This is a genomic window from Microcoleus sp. K5-D4 (assembly GCF_036704575.1).
In the GTDB taxonomy this organism is placed as follows: domain Bacteria; phylum Cyanobacteriota; class Cyanobacteriia; order Cyanobacteriales; family Microcoleaceae; genus Microcoleus.
In genome coordinates, this window is the sequence record NZ_JAUBSD010000010.1 from 61,261 (window position 1) to 87,700 (window position 26,440).

Consider the following 26,440-nt stretch of genomic DNA (forward strand, 5'->3'; position numbering starts at 1 on the left):
TCGATGATGATCGCAAAAATCACGATTAGAGATTCAAAACGCCTAGATTAATGCCGTACTTACCGTCGCCGTTTCTTCACCTGTTGGTACGGATAGCAGTCAATCACACAATCTCTCATGTAACTCCCTTTGGAATCAGAGTCCATCAGTTCTAGATAGACATTATTCGGCACTTCAGAATATAGATAGGTTTTGCCACTATTGAAAACAACCTCCAGAGTAGAAGTTGTTTCGTCATAACCCACAGCTTTTATCATGCTAGATTCGACTGGTTGTAGTTTCATGATTTCCCGATAAGTGAGCGCACCTGAAAAAAACAGCATACCCAAATCCCGGACTTTTTAAAGAAGTCACGACTTTAAAGCCCGATCGCACCTGAATTTCCCCTAAAATAATTTCTACTCCCTCAATCCAAAATCTAAAATCCCAAATCTAAAATCGAAATGACTCATTCCACCGATATCGTCACCCTCGCCCGCTGGATGGCTGCCGACTTCAGCAACCAAGCCCAAGCCTTTGAAAACCCGCCATTCTTCGCCCACATCCGCGTCTGCATGAGGCCTTTGCCCGTCGAACTCCTCGATGGGATCAGTTTGTACCTAGAACAAGCCTACGATATCGAACTGCACGTACCGTACCGAGTCCGAGTTTTGAAATTAGTCCCGGTGGGCGATCGAATCGACATCGAAAATTATGCCATAGAAAACGAAGAACAATTCTACGGCGCTTCCCGCGACCCGCAACGGCTGCAAGAAATCAAAAAAGCACAACTGACACTGCTTCCCGGCTGCACCTTTATTACGCAGTGGACGGGAAACAGCTTCAAAGGGTCTGTCGAACCCGGAAAAGGCTGCATGGTGGTCAGAAAGGGCAAAAAAACCTATCTAGACAGTGAATTCGAGATTGACCAAGACAAATTTATTAGCCACGATCGCGGACGTGACCCAGAAACCGACGCCCACGTCTGGGGAGCCCAGGCCGGCCCCTTTGAATTCACCCGCCGGGCCAGTTTCGCCGACGAAATTCCGGTTTGATCCAAAAAAATAGAGTCCCTCCTGGGCGAACACGCTTGATTAAAGGTTCAGAATGCACCAATACCTGGTACATTAACCCAGTATTGGCAAGCAAGATTCACCGTTGATTTATGAAAGTCCTGGTTATTGGTGGCGATGGCTATTGCGGTTGGGCAACCGCACTCTACCTTTCTAACAAAGGTTACGAAGTTGGCATCCTCGACAGCTTCGTGCGGCGGCACTGGGATCTGGAACTGTGCAGCGACACCCTCACTCCCATCGCACCGATTCAGCAACGACTCCAGCGATGGCAAGATTTAACGGGCAAGTCGATCGACTTGTTCGTCGGTGACATCACCAACTACGATTTTCTCAGCAAAAGCATGAGAAAATTTGCACCAGAGGCGATCGTCCATTTCGGCGAACAGCGTTCGGCACCTTTCTCGATGATCGATCGCGAACACGCAGTCCTCACTCAAGTCAATAACGTCGTCGGGACACTCAACCTGCTGTACGCCATCCGCGAAGACTTCCCCGAGTGTCACCTAGTGAAATTGGGGACAATGGGTGAATACGGCACCCCGAATATTGACATTGAAGAAGGCTACATTACGATCGAACACAACGGCCGCAAGGATACACTACCCTATCCCAAACAACCAGGCAGTTTCTACCACCTGTCAAAAGTCCACGACTCCCACAACATCCATTTTGCTTGCAAAATCTGGGGTTTAAGAGCCACCGACTTAAATCAGGGCGTAGTCTACGGCGTGCTCACAGATGAAACCGGCATGGATGAACTGTTGATCAACCGTTTGGACTACGACGGAGTATTCGGGACAGCATTGAACAGATTTTGCATCCAAGCTGCGATCGGTCATCCTTTGACAGTTTACGGAACTGGCGGACAAACCCGCAGCTTCTTAGACATTCGGGATACCGTGCGGTGCGTGGAATTGGCGATCGCCAACCCCGCCGAAGCCGGACAATTCCGCGTCTTCAACCAATTCACCGAACAATTCAGCGTCGGCGACTTAGCCTCCTTGGTGCAAAAAGCAGGCATGGCAATGGGATTAAAAGTAGAAATCAACAACATCGAAAATCCCAGAGTCGAGAAAGAAGAACATTATTTCAATGCCAAAAACACCAATTTGCTAGACCTCGGTTTGCAACCGCACTATCTCTCAGATTCCCTGCTCGATTCTCTGCTGAATTTTGCTACAAAATATCAGCACCGTGTCGATAAAAACCAGATTTTGCCGAAGGTTTCTTGGAAGTAAGTTCTGGTATCTACCTGCGGGGTAAGAGATTTTTTAACGAACCGCGAAGGCGCGTTAGCGAAGCGGCGCGTAAGCGCTAGGGCGCGAAGTAAGAGAAAAGAAGGGAAGAGAAGAGAAATGTTTGCAAGTTCAGAAGGGATTTCGTTGTAGATTAAATTTTTCATATCTATCTTTTTGATCTTTTGTTTTGTGTCCTATGCGTCCTCTGCGCTTAATTGCCAAATGGCATAAGGTTTTTTGTGCGGGCTTTTGGGGAATAAAGCCGCACAAAGTCAAATTCTCGTTCTGTTGCTTTTGGTGGTTCTGCCGGGATTGTCAGCGAGGGCAGTTTGTGCTTATTATTTAATAGCGGAATGAGCTGCTGTAACGCCAAGTGATCTATCTAAATTAGTGGCGAGTTAGCCAAGGCTTATCTGCCACTTAAAAAGCAAGATAAATTGCCGGAACAGCACAGGAAATTCACAGAATTAATTGCTTGACCGAAAGTGTGGGAAGGCTTTTAGGTGGGATAATTGTATCAATTGGCATTCAGGGAATTGGCATTTTATCCCAAAAACCTCTCGCTCGAAATAAGCGGTAGTGCAACAGAAAGAAGAAGTGTAGAAAATCAGCCGATCGCACGCCATGACTTACTCCCCGCGACACAGTGTATTTTGTTACCGATGACCTTGGCCCCTGGCTATGATTATCGGCTCCCTAAGTAACTTATTTTTATGAAAATTGCTCTTTTCACTGAAACATTTCTGCCGAAAATAGACGGCATTGTGACGCGCCTGATTCACACTGTAGATCACTTGCAGCGCGCAGGCGAACAAGTTCTGATATTTTCTCCAGATTACGGGATTAAAGAGTACAAAGGCGCCCGAGTTTACGGTGTGGAGGGTTTGCCTTTGCCGATGTACCCGGAATTAAAAATGGCACTTCCTTCTCCGGCTGTCGGTCGGCAATTAGAGCAGTTTAAACCGGATATTATTCACGTTGTCAATCCCGCTATTTTGGGATTGGGCGGTATATATTACGGCAAAAAGTTCAACATTCCGATTTTGGCTTCTTATCACACGCATTTGCCCAAATACTTGCACCACTACGGTTTCGGAGTCCTCGAACCTTTATTGTGGGAACTGCTTAAAGGAGCGCACAACCAAGCAGAATTGAATCTGTGTACTTCTACAGCAATGGTGGAAGAACTCAGAAACCACGGCATCGATCGGGTAGATTTGTGGCAGCGGGGCGTAGATACTGAAATGTTTGTCCCGGAATTGGCAAATCGAGAAATGCGATCGCGCCTTTCGGAAAATAACCCAGACAGTCCCCTGCTGCTGTACGTCGGTCGCCTCGGTGCAGAAAAAGAAATTGAACGGATCAAACCAGTCCTCGCAGCGATTCCCGATGCCCGCCTCGCCTTAGTGGGAGACGGTCCGCATCGGCAAACCCTTGAACAATATTTTGCCGGTACACCCACTAATTTTGTCGGCTACCTCAAGGGGCAAGAACTCGCAAGAGCTTACGCATCGGCCGACGCCTTCATTTTTCCCTCCCGCACCGAAACCCTGGGCTTAGTGCTCCTAGAAGCAATGGCTGCGGGGACGCCTGTAGTGGCGGCGCGCAGCGGCGGAATTCCCGATATCGTCACCGACGGTGTTAACGGATATTTATTTGACCCCGCCGACGAAGAAGGAGCACTCGCCGCCACCAAGCGTCTGTTTGCGAATCCCGAAGAACGGGAAACCTTGCGCCATAACGCTCGCCGAGAAGCCGAACGCTGGGGTTGGGCCGCCGCCGCCGCACAACTCCAGCGGTACTATCAATCAGTGGTATTTGCCCAGTCTGTGCCCAGAGCAGCCTAAATGTGAGGATCTGTAGCACCTTGAAACTTCACCGCCAGCTTAGTTTCGCTGTTCGATCGTCAGTTGGTAGTGAAGAGGGATGTTTTCAAAGATTGATCAAACTTTTTTGCTGCATAAATTACCGTCGCTATCCTGCTGTTGCGTTTACCATTAAACTATGAGTAAGCTCTGTAGGAATGCCTTGCGCGCTGCTTTCATAGCGCCCTTTACCTGACCGGATACGGTCGCCGAGTGCGCTAAAACAGTCACACCGCGCGCTGGGGCCGAGCACAGAGCGTCAAATCCACACTGCACTCTCGATCGAACTAAAGCCTGTCACCTAATTTTCAGGCTAGCCGTTTTGCGAACTCAAGTTCAGCTTGAATTGACGAACCCTCATCAGTATCGAGGTTGTAAAAAAGATCGATCGAGCATACATAACAAGCAAACTGAAGTTGCGTGCGCCACTTTTGAACTCACGATTCATCAAAGCGACAAGCGAGTGCCGATGCGCTTGCAAACAAATTCAAGAGTTTGCACCGCCGTCGCATCTCGCGCCGATCGACCTGCGGTCAGTCTATCCCTCTGAGCAAGCAGTTAATCATGACATTCTCCAATACTGGTAGCGTTCTGGCTACACTGACTCAAGTCAATTTTATGGGGGCATTGACCTCCCGTGTTAAGAGCCTGCCAGTTCCTGAATTAGTGTGCCTGCTGGACTTTATCACGGCTGAATTTCAGCAATTTATCCGGGCGATGGACCTGATTAACAATGAAGCACTCGAAAGTCTCTTAGAGCAACTTTTAGATGCCTTCACTGTCAAAATTGGTCAAATTTTGCAAGCAGACCGGACAACAATTTTTTTGGTTGACTCCAACAAAAATCAACTGTGGCACAAAACACTCGATCCACTGACGGGCGAGGATGTAGAAGTGCGCTTGCCTATGGATGCAGGCATTTTAGGCTACGTAGCAACAACCGGAAAATCGATTAATGTCGCCGAAGCTCGATCGCACGAGTATTTTAATACCGAAGTAGACGAACCACCGGGCTACCAGATCGATACCATGCTCTGTATGCCAATTTTTAGCAGTAAGAGCCAAGAGGAACCCGTAGCGGTGGTCCGACTGTTAAATAAAGCTGGCAAAGTCTCCTTTAGCGAGGAAGACGAACAACAGTTCCAGGCTTTTGCAGATTCGATCGGGATTATTCTCGAAAGCTGTCAGTCTTTCTACGTCGTGGCCCGCAACCAACGAGGGGTTGCCGCACTGTTGAGAGCCACCACGACTTTGGGTCAAAGTCTTGACTTGGAAACAACTTTGCGCTCTGTGATGGATCAAGCTCGCGACTTGATGCAAGCCGATCGCAGCACGCTATTTTTGTTAAATCGGGAAACCAACGAACTTTGGACAAAATTAGCTAAGGCTGACGGCACAACGATGATGGAAGTCCGCCTTCCGGCGAATAGGGGAATTGCTGGCTACGTGGCTTCGACTGGTCAACCTCTAAATATTACAGATGCTTACGACGATCCCCGCTTTGACCCCTCTACAGACCAGCAAACGGGATACCGCACTCGGACTGTCTTGTGTATGCCAGTGCATAACGCTAAAGGTGAGCTGATCGGGGTAACTCAGCTAATTAATAAGAACCAAGGTACTTTCACCCCTTCCGACGAAGAGTTTTTGCGAGCGTTTAATTCCCAAGCGGGAATGGCGTTGCAAAATTCTCAACTGTTTCAGAACGTGATGGTGGAAAAGCAGTATCAAAAAGATATGCTGCAAAGTCTTTCTGATGCAGTGATTTCCACGGATTTGAAGGGGCGAGTTGTGACTATCAATGAAGCAGCCCTAGAATTGTTGGGCTGTCCGGTAAATCAAGCTAAAAGCAAACACAATCCCCAGATTTGGGAAGATAAACTGGTGAATCGCTATGTTTGGGAAGTTGTGCCGATCGACAATTTGCAATTTCGACTAGAAGACAGTCTCAAAAATGCTGCCCGACATTACGTTCCCGAACAAAGTTTAACTGTGGGACTGTTGGTAGAAAAAACACTTAATTCCCAACAACAAAAAGAAGAAGAAGAAAGTTATATTTTGGCTGTGCCCGATCGCGCTGAGCCTACTTTATATTACGCTTGGGGCGAAAACCGCGCGTGGACTGAGGAAGTAGCGCTGGCAGAATTAGCTAATGCCCAATCTCTATTTGCCCTGCGAAATTCTGCCCTGTATCACCCTTATTGCCCGCTGCCCATCCCCGCCTCTCGAATTAAAGTAATTGAACGCAGTTTGAATTTGACGGTCAACCCGCTGCTAAATCCAGAGGGCGGAGTGCGCGGCGGTTTAGTGGTACTCGAAGACATCAGCCGCGAAAAGCGGATGAAAAATACGATGTACCGCTACCTGACTCCTGGAGTCGTAGATAAAGTGATGGCCTTGGGCGAAGGCGCCTTGATGGTGGGCGAACGCAAAGAAGTGACTATTTTATTTTCCGACATTCGCGGCTATACCACGCTGACCGAAAATTTGGGAGCGTCCGATGTGGTATCTCTGCTGAACGAATATTTTGAGACGATGGTGGAGGCCGTTATCCACTACGAAGGCATTTTAGACAAGTTTATCGGCGATGCTTTAATGGCAGTTTTCGGCGCGCCCCTGCCGCTGAATCCCCCGGAAAGTCACGGTTGGATGGCGGTGCAGTCGGCTTTAGATATGCGCCGGCGTTTGAAAGAGTTTAATGATTCTCGCCCCGGTGCAGATCCATTTCGCTTCGGAATCGGGATTAGTTCTGGAGAAGTGGTTTCGGGAAATATTGGTTCCCAAAAGCGCATGGATTACACGGTAATCGGGGATGCGGTGAATTTGAGTTCGCGATTGGAACAGCTTACAAAGGAGTACGGATGCGATATAATTTTGAGCGAATTTACATACAGTTTGTGTCGCGAAGGAATTTGGGTGCGAGAGTTAGACAAGGTGCGGGTTAAGGGCAAAAATCAGCCAGTTGGTATTTACGAGTTGCTGCAAAATAGTTCTGAACCAATTGATGGGGAAACCCTTCGGTTTTTGGAACTTTACAGTAACGGTAGGGATGCTTATATTGCTAGAAACTTTCAGAAAGCTATTAGTTATTTTGAAGCGGCTTTAGCAATGCGACCCAGCGATCGACCTGTGGAAGTTCACCTCGATCGATCCCTGAGCTATTTGGAAGTACCCCCGCCCGATGATTGGGACGGTGTGCATAGGATGACAACCAAGTAGTAGCTCATATTACATCCGAGTGCTCAAAAGTAAAAAGATTTGATAAAGATTTTAAATCTTCCTTATGACAGAGTTAACAAGTGTAAAAATGTGAAATGATAAATCGGATGGCATATTAAAGTTAGTATTTATTTCCAGGCTAACAATTAAATGAGTTATTTATCTGTTCCGAATGCCACAAAAGCCGATCGCATTCTGGTGGTAGACGACGCACCAGATAATGTTTTGTTGGTTCAGACAATCCTAGAAGAAGAAGGTTACGAAATTAGCACGGCGGAAAACGGCTTTTCTGCCTTGAGTCAAATTGACAAGTCAGCCCCGGATTTGGTACTGCTAGACGTGATGATGCCGGGAATGGATGGTTACGAAGTCACTAAACGAATCCGAGAAAATAAGGAATTGCCGTTTATGCCGATTTTGCTGATCACTGCTCACGACAGTGCGAGCGTAGTGCAGGGATTGGACATGGGAGCAGACGATTTCATCCGCAAACCAGTCGAAATGGATGAACTGCTGGCGAGGGTTCGATCGCTCCTGCGACTAAAACACAGCGTAGACGAGCGCAATTCGATCGCCCTCCAGCGCGAAGATTTTGTCTCCCGACTCGCTCACGACTTGCGGACGCCCCTCGTAGCAGCCGATCGAATGCTAACTTTAATGCAGCAGGGAGCTTTGGGAGAAATTTCCCTTCCCATGCGCGACGCTTTCGGGACGATGGTTCGCAGCAACAAAAACCTGATCGCGCTCGTAAATATGCTGCTGGAAGTCTACCGCTACGAAGCAGGCGCCAAATCCCTAAGTTTCGCTGCAGTGGACTTGCGCCAGCTTATTACTGAGGTAGCTGAAGAACTAGCTCCCCTAGCCGATGCTAAAGGTTTGTCGATAAATTTAGACTTGACAGAAAGTGCAGAAAGTGCACCGATTGCGAAGTATCCGGGCGATCGTCTGGAACTCCACCGCTTGCTAACAAATCTCATCGGAAATGCGATTAAATTCACCGACAAGGGCTCAATAGATGTCAGCTTAAAAGCTGCCAATTCACCTGCTTATACGAGCTTCAAAAACCAACCGCTGGCATGGGTAATAATAGAAATAAAAGACACTGGTGCCGGTATTTCTCCCACCGAAAAAGCAAAGTTATTTGAAAGGTTTGGTTCGGGAACTCACAAGAGATCCGCTACAGGTTTGGGACTACACCTCTGTCGGCAAATTGTCGAAGCTCACCGCGGGACGATCGAGGTAAAATCAGATTTGGGCAAAGGCAGTTTGTTTACTATTCGCTTGCCTTGTTAGAGGGGTATAAATAACTCTAACTTTCGGGTGCTAAATGCCCACATTAGTACAGAAAAACTCTCATTGTAGGGTGCAAAGTGCGTACCTAATAGAATTAGGGTTAATTTACGCGATGTAATATAATTACTTGGCAACCGAATTTATGGCAATATGTCTAAATGTCCAGTGTGCGGTGCTGAATACATAGAAGAAAAAGCAGAGTTTTGCTCGATTTGCGGCTGGGATTTGACTCCCTACCCGCAACGTGCTAAGCCTTCCAAAACTTATTTAAAAAAAGAACAAGTTAGATTGCAGTGGGCCAAACAAATGTGGGAATTGGCTCGCAATCAACAAAATTGGTCAGCTAAATTTGATGAGTTGCAGAGCGAATTTCAGGAAGGTGCGATCGCCCGCACGTACATTCAATCTCAGTTAGAATGGGTTCTGTACCGCCTCGAACAACTAAACCCCGAATTGATTGTCAGCACTCTACTGCGACTAGAAGACAAAATAGCCGCCATACCTGACCAAACTCCCGCTATCTCGGAAGTGGGGATGGACTACCGCCAACTGACAAAGCTATTAGAAACCGGAAAATGGCGCAAAGCTGATGAACACACTTGGGAAATCTTGCTGCAAATCGCTGTCAGGCAAGACGAAGGCTGGCTGAGTGCAGCCGATATTGACAGTTTTCCTCTTACAGACCTTCGCACGATCGACCAACTTTGGCAACAATACAGCAGCGGGCGGTTTGGGTTAAGCGTGCAGCAGCAGATTTGGGAAAGTACCGAGGCAAATTATACTGAATTTTGCGATCGAGTCGGCTGGCGAGTCAAGGAAAATTGGAAATATTACAGCGAGCTCTCCTTCAACGAAGATGCTCCCCCCGGACATCTCCCCGTCACCGCATGGAGACAGCGCGCCTGTTACGGTGCTGGTAAACTCACGGCAGCAGAAAACTTTGCCCGCATCGCTGCGAAATTGGTAGCGTGCGATCGCTAATCATCGAAAATAAAAAATTCAAAATCGACATTAACTGCTATAATCAAAACGGTTTAGCAACTGGGGCTGTGGCTCAGATGGATAGAGCAAGCGCCTCCTGAAGCATCGGGCACCCTGCGAGGAAACTCTGGGAGTGAATGTGGTCAAATTTGGTGAAACCTAAAGAGTTCGTGGATTCCTATAACTCTAAGGCAATACCAAGCCAAGCCTGAGTTCAGGGCGATTAAACAATCGCCTATATTGAAATCAGGAAGGTTTAGAGACTAGACGGTCACCACCTAAAAGCTGCAAGCATATGGTGAAGGTATAGTCCAGAGAGTGGGGAAACTCACACAAATCTGAAGCGCTAGGTCGCCGGTTCGAACCCGGCCAGTCCCGTTAAAAATCAAGAAAAATTAACAGCAGGAGGGGTAAGCCTAAGTTTTGCCCCTCTTTTTTGCATATCCGCTAACGAATTCGCCCACAGACGAATACTTGCTTGAAGATGAGGACTTACGCAGAACATCTATAGAATCCATCTGAAATCTAAAATCTAAAATCTAAAATCACCTGTTTAAGCCCCACCACAAGCGTAGAGTCAATCTAAAATCTAAAATCTAAAATCTAAAATCTATGATCCCCCGACCCTTTTTTTAATTTTAATTTTTAATTCCTGTTAGTGGGCTATACGTGCGGTATTTTTTGTTATGGTTCCTTTGTGAGTTACATAAAATTTTTATAGGTTTAGATGTGGTTAAGAATCAACTCAAACACGCAGCGTTACAAGCGTTTGAACACTTCACGCAGTTTTTGGTTCCTAGTAGGGCTTTTGACGGCGTGCTGGTTTGGCTATCAGCAGGTTAAGAGCGAATTTCAGAGACCCCAAGCTTTGTTAGTTCTAGGTGGGGCTACGGAGCGAGAGGTGTTTGCCGCCAAATTTGCTCGGGCTCATCCTGAATTGCCGATTTGGGTGTCGTCTGGGAGCAATCCGGAGTTCGCGGAATGGGTATTTTCAGAAGCGGGAATTGAGTCCGATCGCCTGCACTTAGACTACAGAGCGGTGGACACGGTAACAAATTTTACCACCCTGGTAGATGAATTGAAAGCTCAAGGGATTGAGAGCGTGTATCTGATCACTTCTGACGATCATATGCGGCGAGCTCAGATTATCGGCGAAATCGTACTCGGCAGTCGAGGCATTAGTTTTAAGCCTGTGGCAGTTCCGTCTGGGCGAACCCCCGAACCGGTGGAAAAAGCTGTTCGCGACGGTGCTAGGGCTATTCTTTGGCTGACAACCGGTTATACGGGTGCTGACTTCAGCCAAGCCAGAATTGAATAAACAAAGGAAAGCATTGAGCAAGTTTTAAATTTTTTCCCATTCCCTCTGGTTTTAAAACTTGTCTTCTATAGCGATTTAAGGCATCGGGAAGACGCTGATAACAAATGGGTAAAAGGAGAGAAGAGAAAAGAAGGAGTAGTTTAAAATTAGTAGATGAACTTCAAAAGCTAAAGTTAATGACCGACCAAATTCTGCCACAAGTTCTAGAGCAAATTTTGAGTGACAGCAAAACGCCGGATGCTGTTTTTTCGGCTTTGGTGCCGGCTTTAGGGGAGGTGTTAAATTGCGATCGGGTCTTTCTCTACCTCCGCAATCCTGAAACGCAAATGGGCAGAGTACCTTACTGCTGGCGTCACAACTCGAACATTCCAGAGGTTTGGGACGCAGAATGGAAAAAAGAACCGGAATCTTTAGGGGAAGAAGACCCTTTGTTTGCAGCAGCTTTGCGAACTGAACCTTCGATTTTTGTTGAGGATGTTGAAACAGCAAATCCTGAAGTTGTCAACAAAGATTTTGAGGCAAAAGAGTTCGGACATCGAGCTTTGATTCACGCTCACCTTTGTGCTGACGGCTTATTGTGGGGGGTTTTGCAGCCTTGTAGGTTCGATCGCCCCAGAGTTTGGACTGACTTCGATCGCCAAGTTATCGCAGCAGTTACAGAAAAAATTTCGCCTTTAGCTGTCGCTTATGTCACCGCCTCAGCATCAAAAGATGAGCGATAAAAATCAATAATTTACCTGTAGGGAGCGCGTGGGCAATGAATGAATGTCCACTTCAGACTAAAACCGCATCTAGATCGCGGTTTTAGCCGAATCTCAATACCCTTCCCGGGGGACGAAACACCGTTTCCGCTTCCCCCCTTTTTTAGTTAGGGGGGATCGATGCGCTAATTTTCACCGAAAAGTCTGGTACTAAATTTGAGCGGATTGTTGTCACCAATGGTGAGGTGTGCATCGCCCTAGGGATAGACTTGGTGCACAATTCTTGTTTAAAAAACGCCCCAATTTTGAATGCCCCGACTGCTGAAAATCCCTTGAGCCCGACTAATATCATCCTCAGCGCCATCTACTACCACCAAATAATCGCCGGCCCGCAGGCGATCGGTGTAAATTCTAGCTGTTTCTTCGGGAATTCCCAAGTCAGTGAATGCCTTCACCACTCCACCGAAAGCCGCTGCCGAGACGCCAGTGCTTGCTACGCTAGCCAACAGTGAGGCGCCCAAAGTGCCCGCTGCAATCATCGGCCCGATTCCGGGAATAGCTAAACTTCCGAGACCCACTAGCACGGTGGCTAAAGCACTATTTGTCAGAGTGTCTGCTACCACTCCTGCTCCTGTGTCTAGATTTTTATCGCCCACCTGAGCGATCGTTTCAGTCTCGCCTACAGACTCGCCTGCATCCCTAGCAACAACCGAAACTTTATCCATTGGAAACCCGGAAGATTTCAATTCTGTCAGAGCTTGCTCCGCATCTTCGCGGTTAGAAAACAATCCCAACGCGCGGGTTTGATTGCTTGTTACCATATCTTTCTTCTTATCTCCTATCAAAGGAAAGTCAAATTCAAGCCTAATTATTGCGCTTGTTTTCAATCACTTATATTGATATTTTTCGATGTTTATCTTCAGCATTCATCTATCTGTAGATATAACCTGAAAAACAGCAACAAAAGTTATAAAATCAGCGACCCAAATCGTGCATGGCATTAATCTCGATCGCACATCTTTGAGTCAGCGCTTGCAACTCCTCGCGATCCGAGGAACCGGGCGCTTCAATTAGCTTGCCAATTCGCACCGTCAGCGGCACCGGACGCGGCACTGCCGAACCTTTCGACGAAATCGCGTGAGTTCCCCACAAACTAACAGGTAACAGCGGCGCTTTTGCCTTAGCAGCTATCAGCGCAGCACCTAATTTCGGTTCAGTAATTCTGCCGTCTGGGGTGCGAGTTCCCTGCAAAAATACACCCGTCGCCCAGCCATTTTCCAAAGAATTGATCGCCGAGCGAATAGCACTGCGATCGGCACTTTCCCGCTTGACTGGGTAAGCACCGTAAAGCGTAATTGCCTGTTTCAAAATAGGAACTTTAAATAACTCTTCCTTTGCCATAAATGCGACAGGCCGCCTCATGCAATTCGACAAAATCGGCGGGTCAAAATCGCTGGCGTGATTGCTGACTACTACCACAGGCCCTTCTGTCGGAACATTTTCTGCACCGTAGATGCGGCCTCGAAAGTACAGGTGCAGCATCGGGCTGACAATGGACCATTTGAATAAATAGTAGAGAAGTAAACTTTCGACGGGTTCGCGACTTTTGCTCACAGAAAAACCTTAAGTTTTAAATTACATCGAATATTAGCCTATCAGTTCAGCAATGACAAATGAATAGTATTTTGAGGTTTGTAGGGTTGCGGGCGGTTGGAAACCGCGGCTACACACACAAAACCCACCTACGTGGGTTAAAGAAGAAGTCCGCCGGCGCGGACGCAAGCTTGTGTAGCGCCAGACTTCAGTCTGGTGGACTATTTCACTGAATGTCGGAGGTTTGCAAAGGCTCAATTTCCGGCCAGCATAGCTTTCTGTCCTCCCGAAGAAGTCGCATAGCCCAAGAAATCCTTAACTGCTTGGCTAGGAGGATTTTTGTAGGCGTAGTACAACTGCCGCTTGTAAGGATAGTTACCCGCATCCGGCGTCGCACCGTTGACTGGAACAACGCGCACCGCTTTCTGATTGGCTACTTGAGCGAATGTGGCCTAACCAATGCTGTTCTTGCCTAAGACTTGCAGCAGGGGAGTTGTTGCATTTCGGAGCGTGGTAATATTTGGCGCCGTGCCAAACTCGCTACCTCCGAGCACTTGTTCTTTAAACGTTTGGTGAGTGCAGCTAACTGCCGGTCTGTTAATTACTTTCTTTAATCTGGGTTGCCGTGCCGCCGACTTTCGACGAGTCTTGAGTATTTTCCTTGAAGATTATCTTGAACTTGAGCGGAGGAACTTATACCCTTACGGTGTCAGAAACCAATACCACAAAATCTGCTTATGGGGCTCAGTTGCGCCTCTATGACGTGCATATCGCCAAGATGTTTGAGGTGACATATTCGGACTGTCAGGAGATACCCAACGCTGGCGGTAGAACTTGGTATTACCGCGCCGGAAATGGTAAAATTTACATGGGGCAATTCAGAATCAACTGTCAGTTGGCTAGCGATATTGCTAATACTTAGGGGCTTGCAATTAAATACAATCCCAGTCATGCTAGAAGAGTAGGAAACAAAAAATCTGACATGAGCGGTTGTGACCTCTGTGATGGGGATGGCAGAAATGATCTTGAGTGAGACAGTTAAATCGACGTTTAAGGATGCTGCCCACAAACTGACGGGCTATCGCCGTCGAGACTTTATGGCAAAAGTGGCTGAAGACTACTTTAATGGTTCAGCCCGCAAAGTAGAAACATTTATGGGGTGGAACCGAGACAGTATTCAACTGGGCTTACATGAACGACGAACCGGACTGATTTGTGTTGATAATTATCGGGGAAGAGGACGACACAAAAGTGAAATTTTGCTGCCCAACTTAGAAGCCGATATTCGCTCTCTAGTCGATGCCCAGGCCCAGGCAGACCCCAAGTTTCAATCGACATTTTTGTATGCCCGGATCACGGCATACGCGGTACGAGTGGCATTAGTGAGTCAGAAGAACTACGACAGTGAGCAATTACCTTCTCGTCAGACAATTGGCGCGATTTTAAATCGAATGGGGTATCGCCTAAAAAAACACAAAAAACCAAGCCCTTGAAAAAAATTCCCGAAACAGAGGCGATTTTTGAGAATGTATTGAAGGAGAATCAAGCCTCCGATCAAAATGTCAATTCTCTGCGAATATCAATTGATACCAAAGCGAAAGTAAAAATTGGCAACCTGTCACGGGGTGGTAAATCCCGAACACTTGAACCGAAGTCAGCAGATGACCATGATACGGAGTGGCAAGCCATATTAGTCCCCTTTGGAATTCTCAACACTCAAAGTGACCAACTATCGATTTATATGGGGCAGTCCGCTGAAACTACAGATTTTATTGTTGATTGTCTAACAGATTGGTGGCACAATAACCAATCTGATTACACCGAACTCGAAGAATTAGTGATTGACCTTGATGGTGGTCCGGCAATCAGAAGTGATCGTACACAATTCATCAAACGCATCGTCGAGTTATCTCAGACAATTGGCTTAAGAATCCGACTAATCTACTATCCGCCGTATCGAGCGCAAGTATAATCCAATTGAACGGTGCTGGGCAGCACTTGAACATTATTGGAATGGTGCTATTTTAGATTCCGTTGAAACTGCTATAAACTGGGCAGCCAACATGACGTGGCAAGGAATTAAACCCATTGTACATTTGGTTCTGACCACTTACGAGAAAGGAATAAAAGTTTTACCAAAAGAGTTAAAACAGTATTTACCCGAATGGCAACGTTCTGAAACTTTACCGAAATGGGATATCACGATTCTCCCAATTTGACTGGTACTTTATTTTTCCGCTAGTCCCTAAGCAAGTCAGTAATTTAACCCAAGACCGTCAAGATGTATTAAAGCATTTAGGACAGTATTGCAGTCGGTACTATGTAATGTTTGCAGGTGGATGACGCTCTCCATTAAGCTGTAAATCTTGGTGAATAATCCACATTTATTAGTCAAGATGATTAGCTCTTGGCTGGATTTATCTTGGCTAAAAATCTAAGTTACTTCGCGAAAAAAGCGCCATAAATCTATTAAAAAAAGTCAACTATTTCAGTTTAGTTGATTGCGGGAGATTTGACAGGTATCCGTGACGTTAAAACCGCATAAGTTAAACGGAAAAACTTTTTGACTCCAACTTTTTACAACTGATAAAAAAATTCCACACACATCTGCGGAATGTGGGTTTTAAATGGCGATCACACCCAACATTTAAGACACAAAAAAACCACTGCCCCGACTCGTCATACCGGGCGGGGTAGAGAGTCGGGGCAGATTGGGAACAACGATCGCAATATTTGATTCTGATTGCCCTGGCCATTGTTACTCTGTTTCAAACAATAACGGACTCTTGAGGGCGGGCGAAAATCATGCGGCCGGCGCTTGTTTGCAGGGCGCTGGTGACTACGACTCGGGCTTCGCCGCCGACATAGCTGCTTCCTGCTTCTACGACAACCATTGTGCCGTCATCCAAGTAACCGATTCCCTGAGAGGGTTCTTTGCCTTCTTTGCGGATTTTTAGTTCGATCGTATCTCCCGGCAAATAAGTCGGGCGCACCGCATGAGTCAAATCGTTGATATTCAAAACCGGCAGTTTTTGGACGGTTGCTACTTTCGATAAGTTGTAATCGTTGGTGAGCAAAATACCGTCGATATCCAAAGCGAAGCGGACTAATTTCGCATCGACTGTGGCAATATCTTCGTAGTCAGCCGAGTGAATTTGAATCCGTTCTGGATATGTTTCTTTGATACGGTTGAGTACATCTAAGCCGCGGCGTCCGCGCACTCGCTTTTGATCGTTGGCGGAATCAGCTACCAGTTGCAGTTCTTGGAGCACGAATTGCGGCACGATAATTTGACCTTCGAGGAAACCTGTTTCTAGCAAGTTTTCAATTCTGCCGTCAATAATGCAGCTAGTATCGACAACTTTGGCAGTTGCTGGTTTGAAAGTACCTTCGGTTAGCAACACCGTGTCAAAGCTTTTGGGGTTTATCAGTCGCAAGAAAGCGCGGCCGTGGGTGTCTGTCAAACTGACGCCTGTGAAGCCGAACATGACGCTACCCAAGACTGCGACTAAAGGTTTGATGAAGCCGAACTCGCGGGGTATTGGCAGCAGGAATAGCGGAGCCAGCATTAAGTTTGCTACTAGCAGTCCGATGATTAAGCCGATCGCCCGCGTCAGTAACATCTCCACTGGCATATCGCGAACTTGTTTTTCCAGCCGGCGGTAGGTTGTTTGAGCCACTAATCCCATCACGAAGCCGATTAATGCTCCAAAGGAACCTAGTACAGAACTTAAGCCTTGTATATTTGTAACTTGCAGCAGCAGATTGCTCGGCAGGAGTTCGACTCCGTAATAGCCGATACCTCCGCCTGCGATTATGAATGAGATTATTATGATTGCGTCTAGCATTAGTTCTAGGTTAATGAATTTATTCCTATTATATCTTTCCAGTGCTGATACTTGTTTTCATGCTTTGGTCGGATCTCGCTATATCTACTCAAGGATTCTCATAAACTTATATTTCGGGGTTGTACCCTCTGAGGGATGTGCGATCGAGCATATCGGCGTTTACCACGCCGGGGCGAAAGCAGGCACGAGGTGCGAATAAACCGCCCTGCGGGCTGTTCGGGAATTGTGACGCAGCGAAACTGGTACGAGGTTAAATTACAAGAGCCGATGGTTCGCAGCGCTTTTTTGGTAAGCAAATGTCATAATATACATAATTATTCATGATGGTTTAATTAAAACTTTAGATTTGAAGTTGCGCTTTTGGCTTGAAATGTAATGAACCCTACCACAGATTATTTAACATTTAAATTAAAAAAAAGTGTGCAAGCGACAAATCCCAGCATTCCCACTTCGGCTTACCTGCACATACCTTTTTGTCGCCGCCGCTGTTACTACTGCGATTTTCCGGTTTTTGTGGTGGGCGATCGCAAAAATGGCGATAATTCCGGCACAATTGTGCAATATGTTGCCGTACTCTGTCAAGAAATTCAAGAAACAAAAAATTTAGGCGCATCTCTGAAAACAGTTTTTTTTGGTGGCGGCACGCCTTCGCTGCTTTCTGTGAGTCAGTTGAGCAATATTTTAGAGACTCTCGACGGCAAATTTGGGATTGCTGCTGGGGCGGAAATTTCTATAGAAATAGACCCGGGTACGTTTACTTTAGAACAGTTGCGGGGATATGCAGCGGCGGGAGTAAATAGAGTTAGTTTGGGAGTGCAGGCTTTTCAGGATGATTTGCTGCAAGCTTGCGGGCGATCGCACTCAGTTGCTGATATTTTTGAAGCAGTGGAAATAGTGCGATCGGCTGGTATTGTCAATTTCAGTTTAGACCTGATTTCGGGACTGCCGCACCAAACTTTAGAACAGTGGGAAGCTTCCCTGAAATCGGCGGTGGAAATTAGCCCGACTCATCTGTCGAGTTACGACTTAATTGTTGAGCAGGGAACTGCTTTCGGGCGCTACTTTGAAGCCGGCGCGCAGCCGCTACCAGCAGATGAAACCGCTGCTGCCATGTACCGTTTAGCGCGGGAAATTCTGACCGGTGCTGGCTACGAACATTACGAAATTTCTAATTACGCTCGCGATCGCTATCAGTGCCGCCACAACCGCGTTTATTGGGAAAATCGGCCTTATTACGGCTTGGGAATGGGGGCGGCGAGTTACGTGGAAGGCCGGAGGTTGACAAGGCCTCGCAAAACTCAAGAATATTATCAGTGGGTGCGATCGATGTCTGGCCTCAATTCCCCAGCTACTCCTCAAATTGGGGGGGAAACCCAGCCCGATATTTACCCAGCAATTGAGCCAAATTTTCAAGTTTCAGAAAATGACGTTTTGTTAGAAACGCTGATGCTAGGTTTGCGTCTAGCAGAAGGAGTTAGCCTGTCGGCGCTGACTCAAAAGTTTACTCAGGAAACGGTTGATAAAATTTGGCGTTGTTTGCAGCCCTACTGGCGGCAAGGATGGGTGGAAATTATAACTGCGGATGGGGCGATTCCCTACGCGATAGCTCCGCTTCACGCAACTTTAGGCGAGGGCGCGAAACTGCCACTTTCGGGCCATTTGAGGTTGAGCGATCCCGAAGGTTTTTTATTTTCTAATACAATTTTAGCCGATTTGTTCAGCAAGTTAGGCGAGGATAATTAACTCTGTCTGAGGAAGTATATCCCCAGCAAGCGCGATCGACACTAAAGCTGGGGCCGCCAATGCGATGGGAAGGAAATTCAATTGCTCCCTAGCTTGATTATCTCCAAAATAATATATTTTCTATTGATCCCTAAACAAATCTTAAAGGCGAAGTAAGCCTTGAGATAGACGCAACGACTGCACTCCAGCCGCCATACTTAATACTGAACATTTAAAAAGTAATTTAATGAACACTTTAACTATCGAGCGCAACCAAACCCAAAACCAGCCGTGCCTTGTGATTAGCGAGCGCGCTTGCAATCCGGCTTCCAAGTGTAATTTTTGCGGTCACTACCAACAGGCAAGAGGTTCAGTCGGTCACTGTCAATTGTTGAACGCACCTGTTAGAGGAGGATGGAAATCTTGCACTTTAGCAATGCCGGCTTTTGCACCTTCTTGGGAATAGGGGGAAGGCGCTGATGTTTCCCCCGTGAAATTTATTAATTAACCCAAACAATGTAAAAAAAATGGTAAAAAAAATGTATAAAAAATTGTGTTTTAACTGGGAAGCTGCTATACTAAGCTTAGGTCCTTCGCCGATCGCTCGCACAATTGCACACACAAGTTAAAAAGATGAATTTGACACTAAATCAGGTAATTTCCGAAGGTCATACGCGCATTTTGTGTTGGTATCTTAATAATACTAGCAAAGTGCAAATCGCTCGCATTACAAATATTCCTAATTGGTATTTTGAGAGGACGGTGTTTCCGGGGGAACGTTTTTTGTTTGAAGCACTGCCGGAAGCTCAGTTAGAAGTTTGCAGGAGTGCGGATACGGGTGCTATAGTGTGCGAGCGAATTTTGTGCGATCGGCTGCGAGTTGAAGAATTAAGCACGGCTGATTAAACATAATCCTTAGACTTACCAACGAGGGGTAGAAACCCGGTTTTTTTTCAGAAACCGGGTTTCTCTGTATGATTATAAAAACTTAGTTGGCTTACGCACTCGCGACCTCAAAAACCTCGTTTCTTCGTATACTTCTGGTTCCTCGTCGCAAAATTCGTAGAAAGCGGGTTTATAACCCTCATGCGTCAGCCCTGAAACTGTCGCAAATGTTAATCTAAGCTAAATTATAAAAAATCCACCACTCTTCAATCCTAAAACCCGATGTCCCTCACCGAACAAATCCTCTCCCAACTGCCAGGAGACGCCCTCGGAGGCCTGAGAAAAGTCGATCGACTCTGGGAAAACCTCAAACAAAACACCGCACCAGCACCCCAAGCAGTCAAACATAGCCAACAACCCCTGGAAACCCTGGACTTCGACTTAGTTATCGGCGGTGGAACCCTAGGAATATTAATCGGTACAGCCCTAGCCGTGCGGGGTTGGCGGGTAGCCCTGCTCGAACGCGGTACCCTGCGAGGGCGCGAGCAAGAATGGAACATTTCTCGCAAAGAATTAGACGCCTTCTTAGAACTAAATTTGCTATCTGTTGAAGAGATAGAAAAGGCGATCGCCACCGAATACAACCCAGCCCGCATCAGCTTTGCCAACACCCCCGACATCTGGGTGCGCGACGTACTCAACATCGGAATAGACCCAGTTTACCTCCTAGAAACCTTGAAACAGCGATTTCTCCAAGCCGGAGGAAAGCTATTTGAAAATACACCATTTAAAACAGCCACCATTCACCCGGATGGAGTCCTGGTAGAATCTGCAAATACCGATACACAACCTGCTACAAATTTATTTAAAACCCGATTATTATTAGACGCAATGGGACATTTTTCGCCCATTGTGCGCCAAGCAAGACAAGGCAAAAAACCAGACGCCGTATGTTTAGTAGTCGGCAGTTGCGCTCAAGGATACCCCAAAAACGACACTGGCGATATATTTGCATCCTTCACCCCAATGCAAAATCAGTGCCAATATTTTTGGGAAGCATTTCCAGCCAGAGACGGCCGAACAACCTACTTATTTACCTACATAGACGCCGACACAGAAAGATTCAGTTTACAAACATTATTTGAAGAGTATTTGCGCTTGCTTCCCCAATATCAAAACGTCGAACTCGAACAGTTAAAATTCCAAAGAGCACTCTACGGATTCTTCCCCTGCTATCGCCAAAGTCCTCTGAAAACGCCTTGGAATCGCATACTCCCAGTCGGAGACAGCAGCGGTAGCCAATCTCCCCTCAGCTTTGGCGGTTTCGGCGCAATGGTGCGCCACCTCAAACGCTTGACTCTAGGAATTGAGGAAGCTTTGACAAGCGATAGTCTCAGCAAAAATTCCCTCGCACTTTTGCAACCCTACCAGCCGAATCTATCAGTTACCTGGTTGTTCCAGCGTTCGATGAGTGCTGCGATCAATCAAAAAATAGACCCCAATCAAATCAATCAACTTTTGGCTGCCGTATTTCAGGTAATGGAAGAGTTGGGAGAACCGGTACTCAAACCGTTTCTTCAAGATATCGTGCTGTTTCCGGCTTTGTCCCAAACCCTATTTAAAACAGCAATAAGCCATCCCGGATTAGTTATGAAAATTATCCCGCAGGTGGGAATAGCCAACTTGCTCGATTGGATGATTCATTATGTAAATTTAGGGGTTTATACGGGATTGCAGCCTTTGGGGAAAGCCTTAGAACCGCAGGTAAAAAAATTAGCGCCGGAGCAGCAATACTATTTTAACCGATTAGTTGAAGCGTGGCAATATGGCGCTGGAGGCGATTATTAACTGATTAATTGTGGCACCGGCATCTTGCCCGTGGCTAATATATGAAAAGGCTTCCCGGCCTGTTCCACAACATAATTATATTAGTTGTGAGTCATGAAGGAGCTATAACAGCTAAAGCTTGGGGAATCACTCGGAATTTGGCAGGGGTGTAAGTTGTGATTTCACCGTCAGTATTAATCGGACGGCGTTTGCTAGTATTAACCTCAAATTCTTGAGCTTGCAACGTGCGAACGTTAGGCCGACTGGTATGATTGCCTTGCTTCATAGCCGGCAGCAAAGCAATGATTTCCCACCAGTTTTTTGTTTCCAAACTGTACAAATCCAGTCGCCTGTCGTCGATTGTGGCATCCTCGGCAACTGTCATGCCGCCGCCGTAATAGCGGCCGTTGCCAATGGCAATTTGAATAGTTTTAACATAAAAAAATTGGTTGTTTACCTTAATTTCTGCTCGAAACGGTCGCGCTGACAAAATTGTCTGCAAAGCAGTAAAAGCATAAGCTAAAACTCCCCAGCGCTGCTTGACGTTTTTAGTCAGCCTCTGGGTAATTTGCACGCTCAATCCCAAACTCGCAACATTAAAAAAATGTTGGCCGTTCACCCAACCCAAGTCTATTAGCCGAACTTTACCGCTAGCAATTACTTGACAAGCTGCTGATAAATCTGTAGGAATTCCCAGAGTGCGGGCTAGGTCGTTAGCTGTTCCCATCGGCAAAATACCCAAGGGTAACTTGGTGTCTATCAAACCTTCTATGGCAGCGTTGAGAGTGCCGTCGCCACCCCCAATTATTACTAATTCGACTCGATTTTGGTAGCGACGAATAGTGTCGGAAAGTTCGTGGGCGTGGTCGGTAGATTCTACCATTAACTCAAAACCCAGTGCTTCTAATTCTACAGTGGCTTGAGATAATAGCTTTTGCCCTTTTCGGGAGTGCTGGTTTACTAGAAGTAGAGCTTTCTTCATTTGTTTATTTTTAAATAGGAAGATTGCGTATTTTAAATTACAAAAAGTATAGCTTGATGCCTTAACTGCATGAAATTAATGCTTTACTTCCATTTTACCAGTTATGATGGATTGACAAAAATGTTAAAAAATGGATAATTGTACCAAAAGATTCCTAAAAAGTAGCTCCCTCCCGCTCTGACTTAGCAGCAAAAAATCTCGCTTCTGGCTCAAACTTAATTTAAAATTATGTATAATTTTTTACAAAAAGCGCAAGTCGCTGCCGATCACCAAAACTGGCCTGGGTTAGTCGAATGCTTGCAGCAAGTGACAGCCAAGGGTGGCAAGCCGCAGGAACAAGACATTTTAGAGCAAGCTGTCAGTTTAGCAATAGAAGCCTTAGAATGGGGCGATTTTCAAGACCGCTGGGAAATTGCTAAAGTATTGCCCAATCTGGGAAATGGCGCGATCGCACCTTTAATTGCCGTACTCGAAGACGAAGACGCAGACACCGAGCCCCGGTGGTTCGCTGCCCGCATTCTCGGAAAGTTCGATCGCCCGGAAGTGATTCAAGCTTTAGTAGAATTGGTCAAAAATTCCGACGAAGAATTGAGCCAAATAGCCGCCGAAACCCTAGGGAATTTCGGCCCGACAGCCATAGAATCCCTCGCAACTCTCCTACTCCAAGAAGACTCGCGACAGTTTGCCACAGCAGCACTCGCCCAAATTCGGCGCACCGAAACCATCCCACCGCTGTTGAGCGTAGTCGGAGACTCTCAAGTGGCGGTGCGGGCGCACGCAATCGAGGCCCTGAGCAGCTTTCACGACTCCCGCATCCCGCCGGTACTGGTAGCAGCACTCAAAGATCCGGCGACAGGAGTCAGAAAAGAAGCCGTGCGAGCTCTCGGGGTGCGCGCATATTTAGACGCAGAATTAGATTTAGTTAACTTGCTCAAACCGTTGCTTTCGGACATTCGATTAGAAGTTTGTCAGCAAGCGGCGATCGCGATCGGGCGAGTGAAAACCGATGCTGCAGCGGCTGCTTTATTTGAATTGCTGCGATCGCCCCTAACTCCGGTTGAATTGCAAATCGAAACTGTGCGCGCCCTAAGCTGGATGGAAACTGCAACCGCTTTAGCATATTTGCATCAGACCTTAATAACCCAATTTACTAACATAAATTCTACTGTTTATCAAGAGATAGTCACTGTTTTAGGGCGAGTAGAAAAGCCGGAATTAAAAGCTGTTGCTGCTGAAATTATGATTGATTTGTTGAGAACAGATCATCCGGCAGTGCAGGAGGCAGTTAGCAAAAAATCTTTAGCTTTAGGTTTAGGAAAATTAGGAGATATGAGAGGGCTAGATGCTCTGATTTCAATGTTGGGCGACGCAGACAGCAGCGTCAGGCTGCACTGCATGGCAGCGCTCAAACAGCTAGGTGCTGCCGAGGCCAGGCAGAAATTAGAAAACTTAGTGAAACAAGAGAGTCTCGAACCAAGATTGAAACAAGGAATTGCGATCGCCCTGCAAGAATGGCAAGAAAATTAATCAAAAGACAGAATACCCAAATCCCTAACTTCTTGAAGAAGCTGCTGGGCATCTAATAGCGATCGCATCTTTCTTCTTCCTGTCTCCGTTACATCGGTTACAGAATCTCTTGCCGAACTTCCTTGGGCTATATCATCGATTTTCTTTGTGAATTTGGGCGATCGCACTTATCACCCGCTCTAAATCTTCATCAGTTAAATTAGAGCCAGAAGGCAAGCAAAGCCCGTACTCAAATAACTCTTCCGCCACCGCACCTTCAATACATTCGCAATCAGCAAATATTGGTTGTAAGTGTAAAGGTTTCCAAACCGGACGCGCTTCTATTTTCTCTTGAGCAAGCGCTAAGCGAACTTCTTCTCTATCTGCACCGAAAGCTGCCGGATCGATCGTCAAACAAGTCAGCCACCGAGTAGCTTTTCCAAAAGCAGCTTCCGGCATAAATTTGATTCCCGGCAAATTTCCTAAAGCTTGTTTGTAAAAGTCAAAATTGCGTCGTCTCGCTTCCACTCGCTCCTCCAAAACCCGTAATTGACCGCGACCAATTCCCGCCAAAACATTGCTGAGACGATAATTGTAGCCAATTTCTGAATGTTGGTAATGAGGAGCGGGGTCGCGGGCTTGTGTTGCCAAAAAACGAGCTTTTTCTACCAGTTTTTGGTCATGGGAAACTAACATTCCGCCGCCGGAAGTGGTGATTATTTTATTGCCGTTGAATGAGAAAATGCCGATTTTACCAAATGTTCCAGGCGATCGGTTTTTATAGCTAGCCCCTAGAGATTCGGCCGCATCTTCTATTAGGGGAATTTCATAAGCATTACAAGCTTCCACAATTGGGTCGATATCGCAACTTTGACCGTAGAGGTGTACGATAACCACAGCTTTGGGTAATTTACCAATTTTTGCTCGTTTGTCAAGCGCTTCTCTGAACAAATCGGGGTTCAGATTCCAAGAAGTGCGATCGCTATCAATAAAAACTGGTTTTGCGCCCAAATAAGTAATCGGGCTAGCAGTTGCAATAAAAGTCAGAGTCGAGCAAAAAACCTCATCTCCCGAACCGACACCAATTAATTGTAAAGCCAAATGCAAAGCTGCGGTACCGGAACTAACAGCCGCTGCGTGTTTAGCGCCAACTACTTGGCAGAATTCTTGCTCGAAAGCGTCTACATGGGGGCCGACGGGGGCGATCCAGTTGGTATCAAAGGCTTCTTTGACGAACTCCTGTTCGAGGGAACCCATGTGAGGTGTTGAGAGGAGGATTTGTTTGAGCATGACTTCTAACCAGGCTTATTTACTACGAGCTTGCTGTTATGGTAAAGCACGATAGGCAGGAAAAAACCCTGAATTGAGCAGTGTTGCAGAATCCGTCTCCAAAGCGCTTGCCCGCAATTTTACCAAATGATAATATTTTTCTTCATCTGTAATCAGACGCATTGTAAAAAAAAGATGCCTTTGTTGAGAAAACCCAGACTTGAATATATAGAGACTATCTTGATTTGATCCTCCCACACCACCTCCCATGTGAAAAAACTCATTGCCTCGTTCTTGAGACCAGTATCTGCCGTAATCAAATACTAAACTAAAAGGAGACTCGCTCAAAAACTCGGTTTTGCTTCCCCCGAGGTGAGCCTGAACTATGCCACCGCATTCCAGAAACAAGCAAGCACTGGCAATTTGATCTCCCTTTTCTACAAGGCATAAATGAATGCCGTCGCCTAATTTTGATAAATCTTCAAAATAACTGCGTCCAAAATAATAAGATTGACTGGCTTCAACGCGCCCCATAGTCTCTTCATAAATTGCCATAAATTCATTGAGATATTCTAAATAAGGAACTATTCTTGTCGTCAAACCCAATCGTTTGCACTTATTAATTGTACTTTTATGACCTTTTCTAGTACGCGATTTAATTTGAGAGGCAGAAAGTTTTAAGTCAACGGATACCGTGATGCCATTCTCAGTGACAGTGCCTGGTTTAAATATTTGATTTATGTTGTCGTTGAGGATGGGATGAAGCCGAAAAAAAGCGGCACATATATTCTTGCTCCTGAATGTCCGCTTCAACTCATCGATCGCCGAATCTGGAAACCCAGGCGTGCTAGCTGCGGCCTCACTTAATAAAATTCCGGGATACCCGTAGGGCGACACCGCATCAAAAATTCCCTGTGCGGTTGATTTTGTGGGCAGTATATCATCGCATTGACGCAGCAAATAAGGCAGGAAAAAAATCTTTTCGCCATCAACCATTAAAAAAGCTTCAGGAGTTGTCTTGGTTCTTTTTGCTTCTGCCAACACATACTCAGGCAAATGGTAGGTATCGTGGCGCACTTTTTGCAATGTTTCCCGCCACAATGGGTTTAATAAATCAATAATTTGAACGTTCATTTGT

The 26,440-nt window shown here is 46.4% G+C and carries 26 protein-coding genes; 18 read left to right on the plus strand and 8 right to left on the minus strand.

Going from position 1 to position 26,440, the window contains the following annotated elements; translation table 11 throughout:
* Positions 1–59: 59 nt before the first annotated feature.
* Positions 60–284, minus strand: coding sequence for a KTSC domain-containing protein (locus QUA77_RS05335; protein ID WP_041622401.1), 225 nt, complete (start codon positions 282–284; stop codon positions 60–62).
* Positions 285–443: 159 nt separating this feature from the next.
* Here QUA77_RS05335 and QUA77_RS05340 point away from each other — a divergent pair, with 159 nt between their 5' ends.
* From QUA77_RS05340 to QUA77_RS05380, 9 genes are all read left to right on the plus strand, one after another.
* On the plus strand, positions 444–1,034 hold the full coding sequence (locus QUA77_RS05340; RefSeq protein ID WP_333449481.1) for a chromophore lyase CpcT/CpeT: 591 nt from the start codon (positions 444–446) through the stop codon (positions 1,032–1,034).
* A 110-nt stretch (positions 1,035–1,144) separates the two neighbouring features.
* Positions 1,145–2,293 (plus strand): NAD-dependent epimerase/dehydratase family protein, encoded by a 1,149-nt coding sequence (locus tag QUA77_RS05345; protein WP_333039493.1) that lies wholly within the window; start codon positions 1,145–1,147, stop codon positions 2,291–2,293.
* A 713-nt stretch (positions 2,294–3,006) separates the two neighbouring features.
* The gene (locus QUA77_RS05350) at positions 3,007–4,140 is read left to right on the plus strand and encodes a glycosyltransferase (RefSeq protein ID WP_333449482.1); all 1,134 of its coding nucleotides are present in this window, start codon (positions 3,007–3,009) and stop codon (positions 4,138–4,140) included.
* Between the two features lie 340 nt (positions 4,141–4,480).
* A complete protein-coding gene (locus QUA77_RS05355) occupies positions 4,481–4,708 on the plus strand; it encodes a hypothetical protein (RefSeq protein WP_333039487.1) in 228 nt (75 codons plus the stop codon).
* A 14-nt stretch (positions 4,709–4,722) separates the two neighbouring features.
* A complete protein-coding gene (locus QUA77_RS05360; RefSeq protein ID WP_333039485.1) occupies positions 4,723–7,377 on the plus strand; it encodes a GAF domain-containing protein in 2,655 nt (884 codons plus the stop codon).
* 150 nt (positions 7,378–7,527) lie between these two features.
* On the plus strand, positions 7,528–8,670 hold the full coding sequence (locus QUA77_RS05365) for a hybrid sensor histidine kinase/response regulator (RefSeq protein WP_333039484.1): 1,143 nt from the start codon (positions 7,528–7,530) through the stop codon (positions 8,668–8,670).
* A gap of 150 nt (positions 8,671–8,820) precedes the next feature.
* A complete protein-coding gene (locus QUA77_RS05370; RefSeq protein ID WP_333449483.1) occupies positions 8,821–9,651 on the plus strand; it encodes a GUN4 domain-containing protein in 831 nt (276 codons plus the stop codon).
* Between the two features lie 727 nt (positions 9,652–10,378).
* Positions 10,379–10,969: a YdcF family protein gene (locus QUA77_RS05375; protein WP_333039480.1), complete on the plus strand. Its 591-nt coding sequence runs from the start codon at positions 10,379–10,381 to the stop codon at positions 10,967–10,969.
* A 176-nt stretch (positions 10,970–11,145) separates the two neighbouring features.
* Positions 11,146–11,691, plus strand: coding sequence for a GAF domain-containing protein (locus tag QUA77_RS05380; protein WP_333039478.1), 546 nt, complete (start codon positions 11,146–11,148; stop codon positions 11,689–11,691).
* Between the two features lie 266 nt (positions 11,692–11,957).
* On the opposite strand, the gene QUA77_RS05385 is transcribed toward QUA77_RS05380, so the two are convergent.
* From QUA77_RS05385 to QUA77_RS05395, 3 genes are all read right to left on the minus strand, one after another.
* Positions 11,958–12,491 (minus strand): hypothetical protein, encoded by a 534-nt coding sequence (locus tag QUA77_RS05385; protein WP_333039477.1) that lies wholly within the window; start codon positions 12,489–12,491, stop codon positions 11,958–11,960.
* Positions 12,492–12,645: 154 nt separating this feature from the next.
* Positions 12,646–13,284 (minus strand): lysophospholipid acyltransferase family protein, encoded by a 639-nt coding sequence (locus tag QUA77_RS05390; protein WP_333039474.1) that lies wholly within the window; start codon positions 13,282–13,284, stop codon positions 12,646–12,648.
* A gap of 233 nt (positions 13,285–13,517) precedes the next feature.
* Positions 13,518–13,682, minus strand: coding sequence for a hypothetical protein (locus tag QUA77_RS05395; RefSeq protein ID WP_333039473.1), 165 nt, complete (start codon positions 13,680–13,682; stop codon positions 13,518–13,520).
* Between the two features lie 242 nt (positions 13,683–13,924).
* On the opposite strand from QUA77_RS05395, the gene QUA77_RS05400 reads away from it, so the two are divergent.
* The 4 genes from QUA77_RS05400 (at position 13,925) to QUA77_RS29275 (ending at position 15,482) form a co-directional block, all read left to right on the plus strand.
* A complete protein-coding gene (locus QUA77_RS05400) occupies positions 13,925–14,185 on the plus strand; it encodes a hypothetical protein (RefSeq protein ID WP_333449484.1) in 261 nt (86 codons plus the stop codon).
* 70 nt (positions 14,186–14,255) lie between these two features.
* Complete coding sequence (locus QUA77_RS05405) at positions 14,256–14,756, plus strand: hypothetical protein (RefSeq protein ID WP_333449485.1); 501 nt, start codon at positions 14,256–14,258, stop codon at positions 14,754–14,756.
* A complete protein-coding gene (locus QUA77_RS05410) occupies positions 14,753–15,235 on the plus strand; it encodes an ISAzo13-like element transposase-related protein (RefSeq protein ID WP_333449486.1) in 483 nt (160 codons plus the stop codon). Before QUA77_RS05405 ends, QUA77_RS05410 begins: the two co-directional genes overlap by 4 nt.
* Before the next feature lie 49 nt (positions 15,236–15,284).
* On the plus strand, positions 15,285–15,482 hold the full coding sequence (locus QUA77_RS29275) for an ISAzo13-like element transposase-related protein (RefSeq protein ID WP_445302058.1): 198 nt from the start codon (positions 15,285–15,287) through the stop codon (positions 15,480–15,482).
* A gap of 549 nt (positions 15,483–16,031) precedes the next feature.
* Here QUA77_RS29275 and QUA77_RS05415 read toward each other — a convergent pair.
* Positions 16,032–17,111, minus strand: coding sequence for a PIN/TRAM domain-containing protein (locus tag QUA77_RS05415; protein ID WP_333036414.1), 1,080 nt, complete (start codon positions 17,109–17,111; stop codon positions 16,032–16,034).
* Between the two features lie 375 nt (positions 17,112–17,486).
* Between QUA77_RS05415 and hemW the strand changes: the two genes are divergently transcribed.
* The 4 genes from hemW (at position 17,487) to QUA77_RS05435 (ending at position 21,566) form a co-directional block, all read left to right on the plus strand.
* On the plus strand, positions 17,487–18,854 hold the full coding sequence (hemW, locus tag QUA77_RS05420) for a radical SAM family heme chaperone HemW (protein WP_333449487.1): 1,368 nt from the start codon (positions 17,487–17,489) through the stop codon (positions 18,852–18,854).
* A gap of 226 nt (positions 18,855–19,080) precedes the next feature.
* Complete coding sequence (locus tag QUA77_RS05425; protein WP_333036417.1) at positions 19,081–19,299, plus strand: hypothetical protein; 219 nt, start codon at positions 19,081–19,083, stop codon at positions 19,297–19,299.
* A 167-nt stretch (positions 19,300–19,466) separates the two neighbouring features.
* Positions 19,467–19,739, plus strand: a complete 273-nt coding sequence (locus QUA77_RS05430) for a DUF1830 domain-containing protein (protein ID WP_333036418.1) — start codon at positions 19,467–19,469, stop codon at positions 19,737–19,739.
* A 261-nt stretch (positions 19,740–20,000) separates the two neighbouring features.
* Positions 20,001–21,566, plus strand: a complete 1,566-nt coding sequence (locus QUA77_RS05435) for an FAD-dependent oxidoreductase (protein ID WP_333449488.1) — start codon at positions 20,001–20,003, stop codon at positions 21,564–21,566.
* A 91-nt stretch (positions 21,567–21,657) separates the two neighbouring features.
* Here QUA77_RS05435 and QUA77_RS05440 read toward each other — a convergent pair whose 3' ends face one another.
* Entirely contained in the window at positions 21,658–22,527 is an 870-nt protein-coding gene (locus QUA77_RS05440) for a lipid kinase (protein WP_333449489.1), read from the minus strand.
* Between the two features lie 228 nt (positions 22,528–22,755).
* Between QUA77_RS05440 and QUA77_RS05445 the strand changes: the two genes are divergently transcribed.
* Positions 22,756–24,054, plus strand: coding sequence for a HEAT repeat domain-containing protein (locus tag QUA77_RS05445; protein ID WP_333449490.1), 1,299 nt, complete (start codon positions 22,756–22,758; stop codon positions 24,052–24,054).
* Positions 24,055–24,186: 132 nt separating this feature from the next.
* Here QUA77_RS05445 and QUA77_RS05450 read toward each other — a convergent pair whose 3' ends face one another.
* Both QUA77_RS05450 and QUA77_RS05455 read right to left on the minus strand, forming a co-directional pair.
* Positions 24,187–25,323 (minus strand): DegT/DnrJ/EryC1/StrS family aminotransferase, encoded by a 1,137-nt coding sequence (locus QUA77_RS05450; RefSeq protein ID WP_333449491.1) that lies wholly within the window; start codon positions 25,321–25,323, stop codon positions 24,187–24,189.
* Between the two features lie 36 nt (positions 25,324–25,359).
* The gene (locus QUA77_RS05455) at positions 25,360–26,436 is read right to left on the minus strand and encodes a GNAT family N-acetyltransferase (RefSeq protein ID WP_333449492.1); all 1,077 of its coding nucleotides are present in this window, start codon (positions 26,434–26,436) and stop codon (positions 25,360–25,362) included.
* Positions 26,437–26,440 lie beyond the last annotated feature (4 nt).

Excerpts from the sequence above, each read along its gene's own strand:
- QUA77_RS05425 (WP_333036417.1), top strand. The coding sequence starts at position 19,081 with ATGAACACTTTAACTATCGAGCGCAACCAAACCCAAAACCAGCCGTGC.
- QUA77_RS05340 (WP_333449481.1), top strand. The coding sequence starts at position 444 with ATGACTCATTCCACCGATATCGTCACCCTCGCCCGCTGGATGGCTGCC.
- QUA77_RS05345 (WP_333039493.1), top strand. The coding sequence starts at position 1,145 with ATGAAAGTCCTGGTTATTGGTGGCGATGGCTATTGCGGTTGGGCAACC.
- QUA77_RS05430 (WP_333036418.1), top strand. The coding sequence starts at position 19,467 with ATGAATTTGACACTAAATCAGGTAATTTCCGAAGGTCATACGCGCATT.
- QUA77_RS05375 (WP_333039480.1), top strand. The coding sequence starts at position 10,379 with ATGTGGTTAAGAATCAACTCAAACACGCAGCGTTACAAGCGTTTGAAC.
- QUA77_RS05335 (WP_041622401.1), bottom strand. The coding sequence starts at position 284 with ATGAAACTACAACCAGTCGAATCTAGCATGATAAAAGCTGTGGGTTAT.
- QUA77_RS05440 (WP_333449489.1), bottom strand. The coding sequence starts at position 22,527 with ATGAAGAAAGCTCTACTTCTAGTAAACCAGCACTCCCGAAAAGGGCAA.
- QUA77_RS05450 (WP_333449491.1), bottom strand. The coding sequence starts at position 25,323 with ATGCTCAAACAAATCCTCCTCTCAACACCTCACATGGGTTCCCTCGAA.
- QUA77_RS05435 (WP_333449488.1), top strand. The coding sequence starts at position 20,001 with ATGTCCCTCACCGAACAAATCCTCTCCCAACTGCCAGGAGACGCCCTC.
- QUA77_RS05370 (WP_333449483.1), top strand. The coding sequence starts at position 8,821 with ATGTCTAAATGTCCAGTGTGCGGTGCTGAATACATAGAAGAAAAAGCA.
- hemW (WP_333449487.1), top strand. The coding sequence starts at position 17,487 with ATGAACCCTACCACAGATTATTTAACATTTAAATTAAAAAAAAGTGTG.
- QUA77_RS05350 (WP_333449482.1), top strand. The coding sequence starts at position 3,007 with ATGAAAATTGCTCTTTTCACTGAAACATTTCTGCCGAAAATAGACGGC.
- QUA77_RS05415 (WP_333036414.1), bottom strand. The coding sequence starts at position 17,111 with ATGCTAGACGCAATCATAATAATCTCATTCATAATCGCAGGCGGAGGT.
- QUA77_RS05360 (WP_333039485.1), top strand. The coding sequence starts at position 4,723 with ATGACATTCTCCAATACTGGTAGCGTTCTGGCTACACTGACTCAAGTC.
- QUA77_RS05385 (WP_333039477.1), bottom strand. The coding sequence starts at position 12,491 with ATGGTAACAAGCAATCAAACCCGCGCGTTGGGATTGTTTTCTAACCGC.
- QUA77_RS05445 (WP_333449490.1), top strand. The coding sequence starts at position 22,756 with ATGTATAATTTTTTACAAAAAGCGCAAGTCGCTGCCGATCACCAAAAC.
- QUA77_RS05365 (WP_333039484.1), top strand. The coding sequence starts at position 7,528 with ATGAGTTATTTATCTGTTCCGAATGCCACAAAAGCCGATCGCATTCTG.
- QUA77_RS05455 (WP_333449492.1), bottom strand. The coding sequence starts at position 26,436 with ATGAACGTTCAAATTATTGATTTATTAAACCCATTGTGGCGGGAAACA.
- QUA77_RS05380 (WP_333039478.1), top strand. The coding sequence starts at position 11,146 with ATGACCGACCAAATTCTGCCACAAGTTCTAGAGCAAATTTTGAGTGAC.